The organism is Pseudomonas guangdongensis (genome assembly GCF_900105885.1).
GTDB classification, from domain to species: Bacteria; Pseudomonadota; Gammaproteobacteria; order Pseudomonadales; family Pseudomonadaceae; genus Geopseudomonas; species Geopseudomonas guangdongensis.
On the sequence record NZ_LT629780.1, the window covers coordinates 321,083 to 336,858 of the forward strand.

Below are 15,776 nucleotides of genomic sequence, written 5' to 3' on the forward strand. Positions count from 1 at the left end.
TGATTCTCTGACTGTGTATGCATACAGTCAACGTATGAAAACGAAGCGCGCCTACCGATACCGTTTCTACCCGACACCCGCGCAGGAAGTCCTGCTAGCGCAGACATTCGGCTGCGTGCGTTCCGCCTACAACACGATCCTCGCCTGGCGTACCCAGGCCTACGAGTCCGAGCAGAAACGCATCGATTACAAAGAGGCCAGCGCTCAGTTGACCGTCTTGAAGAAAGACCCGGCACGGAGCTATCTCAACGAAGTGTCCTGCGTTCCCCTGCAGCAGTGCCTCCGGCACCAGCAACAGGCCTTCACGAACTTCTTCGAGAAACGCGCCGGATACCCGGCGATGAAGTCGAAGAAATACCGCCAGTCGGCCGAGTTCACGGCCTCGGCCTTCACGTATCGCGATGGCCAGCTGTTTCTCGCCAAGTGCAAGGAGCCCTTGGCGATCCGATGGACGAAAGGCCGAGAAACCCTGCCCTCGATGCCATCGACGGTGACGGTATCGCGCGACACCGCGGGCCGCTACTTCGTTTCGCTGCTGTGCGAGGTCGAAACCCCACCGCTGCCGGTGTCGCCGCGAACGACCGGCATCGATCTGGGCCTGAAGGCGTTGTTCGTCACCAGCGAGGGCGAGCAGATCGACAACCCGCGGCACACCGCAAAGTACGCTGCACGCCTGGCGAAAGCCCAGCGAGCGCTGAGTCGCAAGCAGCGCGGCTCGAAGAACCGGGCCAAGGCCCGGCACAAGGTCGCTCGCCTGCATGCGAAAATCGCTGACACCCGACGCGACGACTTGCACAAGCTGTCGCACAGACTGATTCACGAAAACCAAGTGGTCTGTGTCGAGTCGTTGGCGGTAAAAAACATGATCCGCTATCGCAGCCAGAGCAAGGCCATTGCCGACACCGGCTGGGGCGAGCTGGTGCGCCAGCTCGAGTACAAGGCGGCATGGACCGGGCGTCAGCTGGTCAAGATCGACCGCTGGTTTCCCAGCAGCAAGCGCTGCTCGTGCTGCGGTCACACCCTGGCCTCGCTGCCGCTGAGGGTCCGTGACTGGACCTGCCCGGCGTGCGGCTCGCACCACGACCGCGACCTCAACGCCGCGATCAATATCAAAGCCGCCGGGCTGGCGGTGTTAGCCCTTGGAGAGAACGTAAGAGGCATCGGTCAAGTACCGTTGTCCTGATCTCGATGAATTGGGAATCTCTACCCTTCAGGGCGGAGAGCAGTCAATGCCTCACTCCTCCGCCAGAGCACGCCGGCCATTCGAAAGCGTGCAGTTTAACGGCACTCGCCCGCGTCGTGCGCGCGGATTATCGGCGTGCCGCCGCTCTTGAGCGGCGGCGTCCAGCGAGCGATGCTGTACGCCCCGCCGCCCCAGGAGTCCCCATGCGCCCGCTTCCCCTGTTCGCCCTCGCCTACCTGCCGCTGCTCGGCGCCTGCCAATGGCTGGCGCCGCAGCCGGCTTCGCCCGCCGTGCAGAAGATCGCCTGGGAGCAGCGCGCCGAGGGCTGCCAGAGCGAGCGCTGCAGCCTGGTCAACGTCGAGACTCTGCGTATCTCCGACGTCCCCGCGCTGGATGCGCAGATCGAGCGGGCGCTGCTGGCGATGACCCGGGAAGCCGACGGCCAGCCGCTGCCTGCCTCGCTGCGCGGCTACGCCGACGCCCTGCTGGCCGAGTCGCGCGAGGGCCGGGAAACCTGGCTGCAGGCCAAGTTGGTCGACCGCCATGGCGACCTGCTGGTGATCGAGCTGTCCAGCTACCTGTACAGCGGCGGCGCCCACGGCATGCCGGGGCGCGGTTTCATCAACTACTCGCTGAGCCGACAGCGCGCGCTGCAGCTCGACGACCTGCTGCTGCCCGGCCAGGAAGACGCCTTCTGGACCGCAGCCCGCGAGGCGCGGCGCGACTGGCTCAAGGCCCAGCAACTGGACCAGAACCGCGACTTCCAGGCCAGCTGGCCGTTCGTGCCCACCGCCAACATCGCCCTACTGCACGACAAGCTGCAGCTCAAGTACGACGTCTACGCCCTGGCGCCCTACGCCATGGGCCACCCGACTCTGGAGATTCCCTACCCGCGGCTGCAGGGGGTGCTCAGGCCGGAGTATCTACCGGCGCGCTGAAGCTCAGAACAAGCTTTTAAAACTGCTCTGTTAGACCCACCCAAAACGATTCATCAAGTTTTACGCGAGAAACCTCGGCATTCATGCCGAGGTGGGATAGCGCGGCGCCCGCAGAGCGTCCCTATTCTCACACCCCCTGGGTTGAGGCTATTTCTCACGCCTGACGGCGATTCTGGCGGCTCTCAGTTATACCATTTCCCGAGACACGATCTAGCATGTATCTGAAATAACCAACCTTTTAAATACCGGGCTCATTCATATCATCAAAGTTGTAACTCTCAGATTCATAATCCGAGGCAACCTCGATCTGCACAGCCTCGTTATTTGTAGAGCTAGGCTGTCCACTTCTAACTCTATCGAGCCAGTCGCTATGGCTATTAATGACCTCACGAGAGCATTCGACAGACAAAACATTAGAGCCTGACTTTAGTCGCGCTTGCCCCGCTCGACCATAATAAGATTTTGATTTTCCACTGGCATGCCCCATCGCCGCACTCACCAGCTCAGGCGAAAATCCCAGTTTTTTAAGGTCAGCTGACATCTGGTGACGAATACTGTATGCTGTAACTCCAGAAAAACCACAACGCTTACCAACTCGTGACATGCGCGCACTGAAATTCTTAACATTCATTGAATCTGTAACCGCATACCCGCCATGCATATCAACCCATTTACTGATGACTCCTATTACAATAGGAGAGTTCGAAAGATCAACAACCAGCTTACGTAATGGCTGCCCACCCTGAGTTGCTAGTGATGTTTTTGACCCGATGATATAAAACTCAAAAATTTCATCCGAATACTCTGAGCGACTTACCAGAACACCGCCACATGCCTCACTAGGACGGCAACCAGTACAGATAATAACTGCAGCTAAAACCCTATCCACATCTGACCTTATAAAGCCAAGAAACTGCTCCCGCCAACTCCATGGCAAACCCTTCAGCGTTTTACGCTTACTGTTTTTTTGAGAGCCAGAGCAATTCTTCAGCTCCGCAGGTGCTCCCCAGAAGCTCTTATTCCAGAAATAGCAAATCTCAGTCGTCTTAGCATAGATCTCTTCATCATAATCATTAGTTTTTTCTTCGATCCTCCAGTTGATCAAAATTAAAATTTCCTCGACAACCTTGCGCACGTGTGCAGCACGATATTTACGCAAAGTCCCACGTGAAATCCCAAATTTAACTGCATACTCTAATGGGCCCAGCCCACTGAGAGCCATGCGCTTCAGAGCCCTCTTATACTCAATAACTGACCTGGCACTCAATGGAGGACTCAGAACATAAAACACCATTGAAAAAATCTGATTCAGATCCTCTAGCCGAATAACCTTGCGATCATTTAAGAATTCAAATCCTGATCCTTTCCTGATATCATCTACAGACCCCACTCTGAATAAACCCTGCAGCACAGCCGCACGCGCGTAAAACCTAGCATCCGCTCTCGGCGCTGGGCTCGACTCAGAAAAACCATCATTTCCACCCACCTTGCCACAGTCATACAATGAATTCTCATTAGCATCAATATAAACCGGATTAAAACAAAAAAACCCCAGGAAATACCAGCCGGCATCTCTTGCCTGACAAATTCAATGACCTCTGCTTTCAAAGGATCATCAAGACCTAACTGGTCACCCAAATTATTGATCGATAAGCCACCCGAGCTTCCACCAGACAAAACATCATTGGCTTCCTGATCTGGCTGCTCGACACTCTCCCCGCTAAACCTCCGTTTCATACCTGCCTCCAGCGCTGAGTCTAACCATGACAACTACTTCAAAAAGTAGACGCCATTATCAACGCCCATGCAAGAGCTTCCGAAACACCACTTTTCGGGAATGTTTTATTATTGAGTACGCACCAGCATAGTAAAAGCGAATATAATATACATAACAAACACCCCGCGTAACACCAAGATACAAATTGGCTGCCTCTCGCAGCCATGGGATACGCCAGGCCGATCATGATAGCGGTGAGCGCGAGGCCTACGGGGTCGTAGCCGATCTGCAAGGTACTGCCGATTGCCCCATCGACCTACTACGAACATGCTGCCCGCAAAGCGGACTCTGCCCGGCAGCCTGCTCACAGGCGCCGGGGTGATGTGCTCTGCGGGCATGTCCAGCGCGTCTCCAATAGGCAGGCAATCGTCCAAACGGTCGCGGTACTTCCTGTAACAGCCACGAACCAGCCCCGGTTGCTGTCCAACGGCCGCGGTAAACAGAACAGCGGGACAAGAAGAGCACCTATCGGCACGTGTTCAAGATGCTTGGTATTTCCAGACATCCGCCCCGCTGGATGAATATTACGCTGCTGCAGCCTAGGCATGCGTAGCCTTCGACAAGTTGCGCAGTATAGGGTTTGCAAAGCTCACCTAATCTCGCTGGTTGTCGTTGCCGAGAACTATCCCGCAGAAACGAACAACGGGCCCGTAGGCCCGTTGTTCAGAGTAGAGGCTGGATCGTCACACCTTGTGGTACAGCTGCGAGCCCTGGGCCTTGAACTCCGCGGCCTTGGCCTGCATCTCGCGCTCGACGTCGACGTCCACCGCGTCGATGCGCTCCAGGTTGGCGGCGTAGTCGCGCACTTCCTGGGTGATCTTCATCGAGCAGAACTTCGGCCCGCACATGGAGCAGAAGTGCGCGACCTTGGCCGACTCCTTGGGCAGGGTCTCGTCGTGGTAGCTACGCGCGGTGTCCGGGTCGAGGCCGAGGTTGAACTGGTCTTCCCAGCGGAACTCGAAGCGCGCCTTGGACAGGGCGTTGTCACGGATCTGCGCGCCCGGGTGGCCCTTGGCGAGATCCGCGGCGTGCGCGGCGATCTTGTAGGTGATGATGCCGGTCTTCACGTCGTCCTTGTTGGGCAGGCCGAGGTGCTCCTTCGGGGTGACGTAGCAGAGCATGGCGCAGCCGAACCAGCCGATCATCGCCGCGCCGATGCCGGAGGTGATGTGGTCGTAACCCGGGGCGATGTCGGTGGTCAGCGGGCCGAGGGTGTAGAACGGCGCCTCGTCGCAGCATTCCAGCTGCTTGTCCATGTTCTCCTTGATCATGTGCATCGGCACATGACCCGGGCCTTCGATCATTGTCTGCACGTCATGCTGCCAGGCGATCTTGGTCAGTTCGCCGAGGGTTTCCAGCTCGCCGAACTGCGCGGCGTCGTTGGCGTCGGCGATCGAGCCCGGACGCAGGCCGTCGCCCAGCGAGAAGCTGACGTCGTAGGCCTTCATGATTTCGCAGATTTCCTCGAAGTGGGTATAGAGGAAATTCTCCTGGTGATGCGCCAGGCACCACTTGGCCATGATCGAGCCACCGCGGGAAACGATGCCGGTGACGCGCTTGGCGGTCAGCGGCACATAGCGCAGCAGCACGCCGGCATGGATGGTGAAGTAGTCCACGCCCTGCTCGGCCTGTTCGATCAGGGTGTCGCGGAACAGCTCCCAGGTCAGGTCCTCGGCGACGCCACCGACCTTCTCCAGCGCCTGGTAGATCGGCACGGTGCCGATCGGCACCGGCGAGTTGCGGATGATCCACTCGCGGGTCTCGTGGATGTGCTTGCCGGTGGACAGGTCCATGACGGTGTCCGAGCCCCAGCGGATGCCCCAGGTCAGCTTGGCGACTTCCTCTTCAATGCTCGAACCGAGAGCACTGTTGCCGATATTGCCGTTGATCTTCACCAGGAAGTTGCGGCCGATGATCATCGGCTCCAGCTCCACGTGGTTGATGTTGGCCGGGATGATGGCGCGGCCGCGGGCGATTTCCTCGCGGACGAACTCGGGCGTGATCTCCTTGGGGATGGCGGCGCCGAAGCTGTGCCCCGGGTGCTGCTGGGCCAGCAGGCCGGCCTCGCGGGCCTCCTGCAGCTTCATGTTCTCGCGGATGGCGACGTATTCCATCTCGGGCGTGATGATGCCCTTGCGCGCGTAGTGCATCTGGGTGACGTTGGCGCCGGCCTTGGCGCGGCGCGGGTTGCGCACGTGGGCGAAGCGCATCTGGGTCAGTTCGGCGTCGTTGAGGCGACGGTTGCCGAACTCGGAGGTCAGCCCCGGCAGCTTCTCGGTATCGCCACGCTCGTCGATCCAGGCGCTGCGCACGTCGGCCAGGCCCTTGCGCACGTCGATGCTCACGTTCGGGTCGGTGTACGGGCCGGAAGTGTCGTAGACCAGCACCGGCGCGTTCTTCTCGCCGCCGAAGTCGGTCGGGGTGTCGGCCAGGGAAATCTCGCGCATCGGCACGCGGATGTCCGGGCGCGAACCCTGGACGTAGACCTTGCGCGAATTGGGCAGCGGCTGGACGGACTGCTGGTCGACCTGGGCGGACTCGCTCAGGTTCTTGTGTTCGGTCGCACTCATCGACGGGACTCTCCACGGCACAGGCGGGTGATGTCGGAGCGAACCTGAGACAGGAGAACCCTCGCCGCACGGCGAGGACATCTTGTTCCCTACGCGGGTGCTAACCCGATCAGGTTCAACGGGATTCGGAACTGTCCGATCTCAGCCTGCGACTCCAGGCACCCCGACAAGAAAACTCGAGCAGTTTAATCGGCTACGCCACGGGCGGCCAGCCCTGCGGGCCGCAAGGTACAGGCGTTGGCCATACGCGGCGCCTGTCGCGCTCGCGCGCCGCGCCGGATCGGCCTGCCAGCGGCGCTCCAGCGCGCGGTTGACCCCCGCTGCCGCCGCCACTTAGCCTTGCGCGTCATCTCTTTGCAGGACACCCGCATGCTGCGCCGCCTCACTCTGGCATTCGCCATTGCCGCCACCCTGCCGGCCTGGGCCACCGACGCCGCGCCCGGCGCGGTCAGCAATCTGCTGGATGTCTACCGCGACGCCGTGGCGCACGACGCCGAGCTGGCCGCCGCGCAGGCCGACTATCTGGCCCGCCGCGAAGCGTTGCCCCAGGCGCGCGCCGCGCTGCTGCCCAACCTGTCCGCCGGCGCCCGCCTGAGCGACAGCCACAGCCGGATCGACAGCCCCGCCGCCAGCCGCTCGCGCAGCGCCCTCGTCTACCAGGCCAGCCTCAGTCAGCCGCTGTTCCGTGCCGAGCGCTGGTTCGCCCTGCAGGCCGCTGCCGCGCTCGGCGAGCAGGCCGCGCTGGAATTCTCCGCCGCCCAGCAGGCGCTGATCCTGCGCAGCGCCGAGGCCTACTTCGCCGTGCTGCGCAGCCAGGACAACCTGGCCGCCAGTCGCGCCGAGGAAGCCGCCCTGCAGCGCCAGCTGGAGCAGGCGCGCGAGCGCTTCGCGGTGGGCCTGGCGGACAATACCGACCGGCTCGACGCCCAGGCCGCCTTCGACGGCGCCCAGGCCGACCGGCTGGGCACCGAGCGCCAGCTCGCCGACGCCCTGCAGGCGCTGTACAGCCTGACCGAGCGCGACCACGCACACCTGGCCGGCATCCGCCACGACCTGCCGATCCTCGCCCCCAGCCCCGCCGACGCGCAGAGCTGGGTCGACACCGCCGTGCGCCAGAACCTCGACCTGCAGGCCAGCCAGTTCGCCGTCGGCGCGGCGGAGGAACAACTGCGCCAGCGCAAGGCCGGGCACGCCCCGACGCTGGACGCGGTGGCCGACTACCAGCGCGGCGACAACGACGGCATCGGCTTCGTCAACAGCGGACAGAGCGGCCTGCCGCGCTACAGTGGCCCGGCGGAGCAGAGTTCCATCGGCCTGCAGCTGAACATCCCGCTGTACAGCGGCGGCCTCACCCAGGCCCAGGTCCGCGAGGGCCAGCAACGCCTGCTGCAGCGCGAACACCAGCGCGAGCGCCTGCGCCGCCAGGTGGTGCAGGACACCCGCAACCTGCACCGCGCCATCCACACCGACGTGGCGCAGATCGCCGCGCGCCGCCAGGGCATCCTCTCCAGCCGTAGCGCCCTGGAAGCCACCGAGCTGGGCTACCAGTTGGGCAGCCGCAACGCCGTCGACGTGATCAACGCCCAGCGCCAGCTCTACGCCCGCGTGCGCGACTACAACAACGCCCGCTACGACTACATCCTCGACACCCTGCGCCTGAAGCGGACCGCCGGCACCCTCAGCCCGGCCGACCTGCAGGCGCTGACCGGCTTCCTCGACAGCGGCTACGACCCGCAGCGCGACTTCCTGCCTGCCGACCTTGCCTCAGGCCCGGACACCGCACGCCAATAACGACGAAGCCCGGAATGCCTGTGGCATTCCGGGCTTCGAGCACATATCCATGGCAGACGCCGGGGCAGCTACCAGCGCTGTACTCCGCCTCCCAGAAGCGCCTGCACGTTGGCATTCAGCGGCAGACGGAGGTCGGTGGCACCGAGCACGAAGGAATCGCTGGTGCGCACCAAGCGTACGCTGATATAGACCTGCGACTGCCCCACTGCATAGGTACCGATCAGGATCGAGCGCGCCGCATGGGCAGCGCTCAGACGCTGCACCTCACGGGAGAGAATCAGTTCGCCGACATTTTCCTCGATGAACAGACTGTCGCGCATCTTCACCTCGCGCACCAACATGCCTTCGCGGGCCAGGGCCGAGGCGAACAGCTCGGACGTCAGACGGCCCAGGGTCGATGACTCGGTGAGACTGTCGATATTGACGAAGGATGCGGCTATCACCGGACTCTGCTTGAGCAGTTCGGAATTGCTGCGCAGCATCCTCGCTGCGGACTTGTCGATCAGGGCAGACAGCTCGACATCCGGCGAACTCTTGCGCGGCAGATACTGGGAATAACCGGCGCACGCACTCAGCGATAAAACCAGCACCAGACAGGACAACAGACGAAAACAACGCGACACGTTCGACTCCTCGAAGGACAGTTACCAGCGGTCGGTGACCGGAATCATCGGTAGCAGCGGCGCGGACTGGCCAAGCGGCGCGCGAGGCGCCTCATAGTACCGGCGCTCGCCGGCATCGATGTAATACAGGCTTGACGAGGAGTAGATCACCCGCTGGTTCTCCACCACCTGCAGGGTCACGATCAGTTCGTCATCGCCTTGCATGCCCAGGGAGTCGGCCAGCCGTGGCAGAAAACCACCTGCCTGCCGCGCGAACACCTCGCTCGCAACACGCACTTCGACAGCATGCTCGGGAGTCGTCGAGATCCGTGCACCACGACCGACCAGCTCGCTAGTCAGCAAGTCGCGAAAGCCTCGCTGGAAGATCGCCGCGCTCCCGCTGCGGGAAGCCTCAAGCAGATACAGCGGCAGTACACGCAGACGCTCGTTCTCCAACATCCGCTCGGCCTCCCGACGCGCCAGCGCCTCCCACTGACTGACCGCCTGCATGCGCGGCTGCGCGACCATAGCGGCAACGGAGCCCTGCGGCTCCTGGCTGTCATGAACGGCAGCGCAACCACCCAACCACAGGCTGGAGGCGCACAAGGCAAGCGCAAGGCAGTGTGAAAGACTGGGCACGACGGGCTCCTGTGTCTGCAAGGCGTGCGGCGATTATAGGCCCGAGGCCGACGGGGAAAAGCGCGATTAGCGGGATATTCGCAGCCGTTGCACGAGTCAAAGCCATAGCGCACAGAACTACAGCGGCTCACGCCGATATCGTGTACATGGAACGTGAGGTGTGGGAAAGCTTAGAAACAGGTACTGAATGTGCCGAACGGCAAGGACCTGAAGAAGATGGAGCCCATGGGCGGACTTGAACCGCCGACCTCTCCCTTACCAAGGGAGTGCTCTACCGCTGAGCTACATGGGCATCGCGCTGTGCGAGGGCGCGAACTCTAGCAAAAGGCTATGGCGAAAGAAAGAGGCGGGCTACCAAGCAAACCATTCGGGGGCTCACTCTCACTGTAGAACTCTACACGCGTGCCAAGCGGCACTCCGCAACGACAAACTCGTCAGCCCAGCCGTCTAGCGCCGCTCCCTAGCAGCGACAGTACTCAGCCGCTGGCGGTGGATCCAGTCGACGATCTCGCCCTCCGGCTTGTAGCCGTCGACGGTAGCGCGGAGGATCTGCCGGACCCTCTGGAAATCGTCGCAGCGCACCGCGGTCACCAGCTCGACAAGCACTTCGCGGAATGCGCTCCACGGCAGATGGGCCTCGTTGGCACGCATGATCATCGGGTGATCCGTGGGGGTCACGTTATCGCCGATCAGCAGCTCCTCGTAGAGCTTTTCGCCCGGACGCAAGCCACTGAACTCGATGGCGATATCTCCGCGCGGATTCTGCTCGCTGCGCACCGACAGGCCGGAAAGGTGGATCATCTTCTCCGCCAGCTCGGCGATGCGCACGGGCTCGCCCATGTCCAGAACGAACACATCGCCGCCCTGCCCCATCGAGCCGGCCTGGATCACCAGCTGCGCCGCCTCGGGGATGGTCATGAAGTAGCGGGTGATCTTCGGGTGGGTCACGGTCACCGGCCCCCCGCGCTTGATCTGCTCGCGGAACAGCGGAATCACCGACCCCGACGAGCCCAGCACGTTGCCAAACCGCACCATGGTGAAGCGGGTCTTGTTGACATGGCGCACACCACTGTCATCGCCGTAGAGCAACGGCGCCGGCTCAGCACTGAGCGCTTGCAGGACCATCTCGGCAAGACGCTTGGTGCTGCCCATCACATTGGTCGGGCGAACCGCCTTGTCGGTGGAGATCAGCACGAAGTGCTCCACTCCGGCCTGGATAGCCGCCTGTGCGGTGTTCAGGGTGCCCAGCACGTTGTTGTGCACGCCCTCGGCGATGTTGTGCTCGACCATCGGCACATGCTTGTAGGCCGCCGCATGGTAGACGGTGTTCACCCGCCAGGTACGCAGCACATCGAGCAGCCGGCCGTGGTTGCGGATCGAGCCGAGGATCGGCACCAGCTGCAGGTTCAGCGCCTCGCGGCACACCTGCTGTTCCAGCTCCTGATGGATGCTGTACAGGTTGAACTCGCTGTGTTCGAAGAGGATCAGGGTGGTCGGCCCCTGGGTGACGATCTGCCGGCACAGCTCGGAACCGATCGAGCCCCCCGCCCCGGTGACCATCACCACCTGGCCGCGGATGCAGCGCTCGAACAGCTCCGCGCGCGGCGCCACCGCATCACGGCCAAGCAAGTCGGCGATGTCCACCTCCTGGATATCTTCGACCTTGACCCGACCACTGGCCAGGTCCATGAACCCCGGCACGCTACGCACATGCAGCGGGAAGGGTTCCAGCGTGGCGAGGATCTCGCGACGGCGCCCGCGGGTTGCCGAGGGAATCGCCAGCAACACCTCGCTCGCGCCGGTCTCGTCGATCATCTGCTGGATATGCTTGGGCTTGTAGACCTTGATACCGGCAATGGCCCGATTGGCAATGCTGTCGTCGTCGTCGATGAACGCCACCGGGCGCATAGACTTGCCCATGCGCAGCGCCGCCACCAACTGGTTGCCCGCCGCCCCGGCGCCATAGATGGCTACCCGCGGCAAACCGTCGTCGCGACCGACAAAGGGAATCCCCAGCCCCGCCGCGTACCAGTCGCCCATGAAGTACTGGCGTATCAGCAGACGCAGGCCGCCCACCAACACCAGACTCAGCCACCAGTAGTTGAACACCAGCGAACGCGGCACCAGCGCCGGTGCATCGCGATACCAGTAGACCACCAGCGCCATAAGCAACGCAGAAAGGGAAACCGCCTTGACGATGGCCAGCAGTGCATCGTTGCCGAGGTAGCGCATCACCGCCCGATACATGCCGAGCCGGATGAACAACGGGATAGCCAGCAAGGGGGCCAGAATGAACAGCCACAGATGCCCGCCCAGAGGGTCGACCAGATCATCCGTCCCCAGGCGCACGACAAAGGCCAACCAGAGGGCCAACCAGACCAGCAGCACATCCACCACCACCTGCAACAGGCGCTTGTGGCGGCGCTTCAGGCCCAAGAGTCTTTCACGGAACATAAGCACTCCAATCCCATCCTGGCCCGGCGCAGCTTGTCACCGGGAGGCGCACGCCTCAGTCCTTTTTCACCACCCGGTCACCCGCACCCTTGCCGGCCACGGTCATGAAGATGTACTTGAAGTAATCGCCCACCGTCAGGCTCTGGATCATCCTCTGGTCGGTCTCAGCCAGCAGTGCCGGGGTGGACATGTCGATCTCGCTGACCTGGGCCAGACCGGTGATCCCCGGGCGCACGGCATACACACCACGCCTGGCGCGCTCTGCGGTCAACTCCTGCTGATTGAACAGGCCGGGACGCGGCCCGACCAGGCTCATCTCGCCCTTGAGCACGTTCCACAACTGCGGCAGCTCATCCAGCTTGGTCTTGCGCAGGAAATGGCCGAAACGAGTAATGGAAGAGCTGCTGGCCAGATGGGTGGCCACGGAAGCGGTATCCACCTTCATGGTACGGAACTTGACCAAGGTGAAGGGCTTCTGCTCCCGACCGACGCGCACCTGGCAAAAGATCGGCGAACCGGTATCGAACAGACCAATCACGGTAAGCAGCAACAATACAGGGGCGCCAAACACCAGTCCCAGCAGCGAAAAAACAATATCGAACAGACGAATCACCGAACCACCCCCGAAAAAAACCGCTCAATCCAGCGGCAAAAAACAACGCCGCAAGCCCTCTTCCACCGTATAGGGCGGCTTCCAGTCCAGCAGCTCGCAGGTCTGGGAAATATCCACCTGCAACGAGCCCAGCAAGCGCTGCGCCATCGCCTTCCTGCCCAGCAAACCTGCTCCCAGCTGCAGCATGGCCGCCGGCACGGGAATCAGCCGCGCCGACTTACCCATGGCCCTGCCCACCGCTCGCAGCAGCTCGGTGGTGGACAGATCGTCACCATCACCGGCCAGCAATACCCGATTGGCCGCCGCTGGGTGATCGATGCAGTGGATGATCAGATCGACCAGGTTGTCGATGCCGACCAGAGAGCGTTTGTTGTGGATGGCACCGAGGGGGAGCGGCAACCCGTTCTCGACCAGCTTGATCATGCTGGCGAAATTGCCCTTGACGCCGGGGCCGTATACCAGCGGCGGGCGGATGATCACCACTTCCATGCTAGTCTCGTCGGCCAACTGCAGCAAACCCTGCTCAGCTTCCAGCTTGGACAGCCCATAGGGGTCTTCCGGAGCTGGTATATCAGAAACCCGGAAAGGTTTTCCAAGCGCAGTCGACTCACCATTGACCTTGATCGAGCTGATGAAGATGAAGCGCTTGGCCCCGGCAGTCGCAGCCTGACGGGCCAGACTCAGGGTGCCTTCTACGTTGACACGTCGGTACTCGGCCAGAGGGTCTGCCACTTCGTCCTTCATGATGTGGGCGCGAGCGGCGGCGTGGATGACCACCTGCTGCCCAGCCACAGCCGAAGCCCAGTCAGTATCTGTGGAAATCTCCCCGACAACGTGCGCTACCAGCTCTGTCGGCGCTCCCTGCGAACGTAGAGCGACAGCTAGGCTGACGCCTTTCTGCAGATTGAGCTGCCTAACGAGCGAGCGCCCCAGAAACCCGGTAGACCCGGTCAGTAAGATATTCATGCGAGGGATCAGCTCTTACGCCAGACAGTTCGATTGATATAGTCGGTGTAGCTCAGTACCACTCGAACAACCTGCAGCGATACCGGACCGCCTTCGTAGTCCGGCACCAAAGGAATCACGCGTCGACCTCCTTGATGCTGGCTAGTAATAACCTTGACTGCTTCCAGCACCGAGTCTTTCTTCAGCCCACTCATGATCAGCGTGCCTTCGTCCATGCCTTCCGGGCGCTCATGGGCATTGCGCAGGGTCACTGCCGGCAAGTTGAGCAGTGAAGCTTCCTCGGTGATGGTTCCACTATCTGAGAGCACGCAGAAAGCGTTCATCTGCAGCTTGATGTAGTCGAGCAGGCCGAACGGCTTGGAGAAGCGGATCAGTGGATGCTCCAGCGACTCGCCCAGCGCCTCCAGGCGCTTGCGGGTGCGCGGATGGGTCGAGACGATCAGCGGGAAGCCGTACTCGTCGGCCAGCGCACGCAAGGTGGCGAGCAGGTCGCGCAGGTTATCCGGGGTGTCGACGTTCTCTTCGCGGTGGGTGCTGACGATGAAGAACCTGCCCGCCTCCAGCCCCTCGCGGGCCAGCACGTCGGAGGCCTCGATCTTCGGCCGGTAGTAGTCGAGCACCTCGTGCATGTGCGAGCCGGTCTTGATGATGGTCTCGGGGCGGATGCCCTCGGCGATCAGGTAGCGGCGGGCATGCTCGGTGAGCACCATATTGATGTCGGAGAGGTGATCGAGCACCTTGCGGTTGAGCTCCTCCGGCACGCGCTGGTCGAAGCAGCGGTTGCCCGCCTCCATGTGGAACACCGGAATCTTGCGGCGCTTGGCGGCGATCACCGCCAGGCAGGTGTTGGTGTCACCGTAGAGCAGCAGCGCATCGGGCTTTTCCAGCTCGAACACCGCATCGGCCTTGGCGATCACCTCGGCGATGGTCTGCGCGGCGGTGTCGCCGGCGGCACCGAGAAAATGGTCCGGCTTGCGGATCTCCAGGTCGTCGAAGAACACCTGGTTCAGCTCGTAGTCATAGTTCTGCCCCGAGTGCACCAGTACGTGGTTGACCTGGCGGTCCAGCTCGGCAATTACCCGGCTCATCTTGATCAGCTCCGGACGGGTGCCGACCAGGGTCATGACCTTAAGCATTGAGCTGCTCCTTGATGTAGTCGAGTTTGAGCAGCAGCTGCTTGATGCCCGCCACGTCCAGGCGCTCGGTATTGTGCGAGGTGTAATCGTCCAGCTCGGAGATCTTCTCCTCGCCCTCGACGAAGTACTTCTTGTAGTTCAGGTCGCGGTTGTCGGCCGGGATGCGGTAGTAGCGGCCCATGTCCTCGGCCTTGGCCATTTCCTCGCGCGAGACCAGCGATTCATAGAGCTTCTCACCGTGGCGGGTGCCGATCACCCGCACCGGGTTATCGTGGCCGAACAGCTCCTTGAGCGCCTGGGCCAGCTCGCCGACGGTTGAGGCCGGCGCCTTCTGCACGAACAGGTCGCCCTGCTGGCCGTGCTCGAAGGCATGCAGCACCAGGTCGACCGAGTCCTCCAGCGACATCAGGAAACGCGTCATCTGCGGATCGGTGACGGTCAGCGGCTCGCCGGCCCGTAGCTGGTCGATGAACAGCGGGATCACCGAACCGCGCGAGGCCATCACGTTGCCGTAGCGCGTAGCGCAGACCACGGTGCCGCCCTCGGGAATCATCCGCGACTTGGCCACCATCAGCTTCTCGGCCATGGCCTTGGAGATGCCCATGGCGTTGATCGGGTACACCGCCTTGTCGGTGGACAGCACCACCACCCGCTTCACGCCGCTGGCGATGGCCGCATTGAGCACGTTCTCAGTGCCGTTGACGTTGGTGCGCACCGCCTCCATCGGGTAGAACTCGCAGGACGGCACCTGCTTGAGCGCCGCGGCATGGAAGATGTAGTCGACGCTGACCATGGCCTGCTTGAGACTGTCGTAGTCGCGCACGTCGCCGATGTAGAACTTGACCTTGTCGTTGGCCAGGGCGATGCGCATATCTTCCTGCTTCTTCTCGTCACGGGAGAAAATGCGGATCTCGCGCACGTCGGTATCGAGGAAACGCCTGAGCACCGTGTGACCGAAGGAGCCGGTGCCCCCGGTGATCATCAATACCTTGTTGTCGAACATAGAACCTTCCTGAACGTGAACACGGCCCGAGGGCTGAATGTACCTGCCCTCTCCCTTTCGGGAAAGGACCGCAAAGAGCATGAAAACGCCGGCAATCGGCCGGG

Annotated in this window: 12 protein-coding genes, 1 tRNA gene, 1 pseudogene and 1 riboswitch; of the genes and pseudogenes, 4 read left to right on the forward strand and 10 right to left on the reverse strand. The window is 62.0% G+C overall.

The genetic code is table 11. From position 1 onward, the window contains the following. Window positions 1-34: 34 nt before the first annotated feature. Both BLU22_RS01675 and BLU22_RS01680 read left to right on the forward strand, forming a co-directional pair. The gene (locus BLU22_RS01675; RefSeq protein WP_090211642.1) at window positions 35-1,183 is read left to right on the forward strand and encodes an RNA-guided endonuclease TnpB family protein; all 1,149 of its coding nucleotides are present in this window, start codon (window positions 35-37) and stop codon (window positions 1,181-1,183) included. Window positions 1,184-1,386: 203 nt separating this feature from the next. Further along, window positions 1,387-2,121 (forward strand): RsiV family protein, encoded by a 735-nt coding sequence (locus BLU22_RS01680; RefSeq protein WP_090211644.1) that lies wholly within the window; start codon window positions 1,387-1,389, stop codon window positions 2,119-2,121. Window positions 2,122-2,359: 238 nt separating this feature from the next. Here the strand turns inward: BLU22_RS01680 and BLU22_RS14885 are convergent, their stop codons facing one another. Beyond that, window positions 2,360-3,625 carry a site-specific integrase gene (locus BLU22_RS14885; protein WP_157718952.1) on the reverse strand — a complete coding sequence of 422 codons (1,266 nt, stop codon included), beginning with the start codon at window positions 3,623-3,625 and terminating at the stop codon, window positions 2,360-2,362. Window positions 3,626-4,119: 494 nt separating this feature from the next. On the opposite strand from BLU22_RS14885, the pseudogene BLU22_RS15165 reads away from it, so the two are divergent. Continuing rightward, window positions 4,120-4,248 (forward strand): annotated as a pseudogene (locus tag BLU22_RS15165) (IS3 family transposase); the annotation flags it as partial. 333 nt (window positions 4,249-4,581) lie between these two features. Here the strand turns inward: BLU22_RS15165 and thiC are convergent. Continuing rightward, the gene (thiC, locus tag BLU22_RS01690) at window positions 4,582-6,468 is read right to left on the reverse strand and encodes a phosphomethylpyrimidine synthase ThiC (protein ID WP_090211646.1); all 1,887 of its coding nucleotides are present in this window, start codon (window positions 6,466-6,468) and stop codon (window positions 4,582-4,584) included. Between the two features lie 69 nt (window positions 6,469-6,537). Further along, window positions 6,538-6,644: riboswitch (TPP riboswitch) on the reverse strand. Between the two features lie 193 nt (window positions 6,645-6,837). On the opposite strand from thiC, the gene BLU22_RS01695 reads away from it, so the two are divergent. Then, on the forward strand, window positions 6,838-8,259 hold the full coding sequence (locus BLU22_RS01695; protein WP_090211648.1) for a TolC family outer membrane protein: 1,422 nt from the start codon (window positions 6,838-6,840) through the stop codon (window positions 8,257-8,259). 68 nt (window positions 8,260-8,327) lie between these two features. On the opposite strand, the gene BLU22_RS01700 is transcribed toward BLU22_RS01695, so the two are convergent. From BLU22_RS01700 to BLU22_RS01735, 8 genes are all read right to left on the reverse strand, one after another. After that, on the reverse strand, window positions 8,328-8,882 hold the full coding sequence (locus tag BLU22_RS01700) for a FlgO family outer membrane protein (RefSeq protein WP_197676758.1): 555 nt from the start codon (window positions 8,880-8,882) through the stop codon (window positions 8,328-8,330). A gap of 21 nt (window positions 8,883-8,903) precedes the next feature. Next, window positions 8,904-9,500, reverse strand: a complete 597-nt coding sequence (locus tag BLU22_RS01705; RefSeq protein WP_157718953.1) for a hypothetical protein — start codon at window positions 9,498-9,500, stop codon at window positions 8,904-8,906. A 217-nt stretch (window positions 9,501-9,717) separates the two neighbouring features. Next, a tRNA-Thr gene (locus BLU22_RS01710) sits at window positions 9,718-9,792 on the reverse strand. A gap of 155 nt (window positions 9,793-9,947) precedes the next feature. Continuing rightward, entirely contained in the window at window positions 9,948-11,954 is a 2,007-nt protein-coding gene (locus tag BLU22_RS01715) for a polysaccharide biosynthesis protein (protein WP_090211653.1), read from the reverse strand. Between the two features lie 55 nt (window positions 11,955-12,009). Further along, a complete protein-coding gene (locus BLU22_RS15170) occupies window positions 12,010-12,567 on the reverse strand; it encodes a sugar transferase (RefSeq protein WP_090211655.1) in 558 nt (185 codons plus the stop codon). A 24-nt stretch (window positions 12,568-12,591) separates the two neighbouring features. Next, window positions 12,592-13,533 carry a UDP-glucose 4-epimerase family protein gene (locus tag BLU22_RS15175; protein WP_090211656.1) on the reverse strand — a complete coding sequence of 314 codons (942 nt, stop codon included), beginning with the start codon at window positions 13,531-13,533 and terminating at the stop codon, window positions 12,592-12,594. An 8-nt stretch (window positions 13,534-13,541) separates the two neighbouring features. Continuing rightward, window positions 13,542-14,669: a non-hydrolyzing UDP-N-acetylglucosamine 2-epimerase gene (wecB, locus tag BLU22_RS01730; protein WP_090211658.1), complete on the reverse strand. Its 1,128-nt coding sequence runs from the start codon at window positions 14,667-14,669 to the stop codon at window positions 13,542-13,544. Continuing rightward, entirely contained in the window at window positions 14,662-15,672 is a 1,011-nt protein-coding gene (locus tag BLU22_RS01735; protein ID WP_090211659.1) for a polysaccharide biosynthesis protein, read from the reverse strand. Before BLU22_RS01735 ends, wecB begins: the two co-directional genes overlap by 8 nt. Window positions 15,673-15,776 lie beyond the last annotated feature (104 nt).

Coding starts and splice junctions, on each gene's coding strand:
- BLU22_RS01695 (WP_090211648.1), top strand. CDS start 6,838: ATGCTGCGCCGCCTCACTCTGGCATTCGCCATTGCCGCCACCCTGCCG.
- wecB (WP_090211658.1), bottom strand. CDS start 14,669: ATGCTTAAGGTCATGACCCTGGTCGGCACCCGTCCGGAGCTGATCAAG.
- BLU22_RS01675 (WP_090211642.1), top strand. CDS start 35: ATGAAAACGAAGCGCGCCTACCGATACCGTTTCTACCCGACACCCGCG.
- BLU22_RS01680 (WP_090211644.1), top strand. CDS start 1,387: ATGCGCCCGCTTCCCCTGTTCGCCCTCGCCTACCTGCCGCTGCTCGGC.
- BLU22_RS15175 (WP_090211656.1), bottom strand. CDS start 13,533: ATGAATATCTTACTGACCGGGTCTACCGGGTTTCTGGGGCGCTCGCTC.
- BLU22_RS01715 (WP_090211653.1), bottom strand. CDS start 11,954: ATGTTCCGTGAAAGACTCTTGGGCCTGAAGCGCCGCCACAAGCGCCTG.
- thiC (WP_090211646.1), bottom strand. CDS start 6,468: ATGAGTGCGACCGAACACAAGAACCTGAGCGAGTCCGCCCAGGTCGAC.
- BLU22_RS01735 (WP_090211659.1), bottom strand. CDS start 15,672: ATGTTCGACAACAAGGTATTGATGATCACCGGGGGCACCGGCTCCTTC.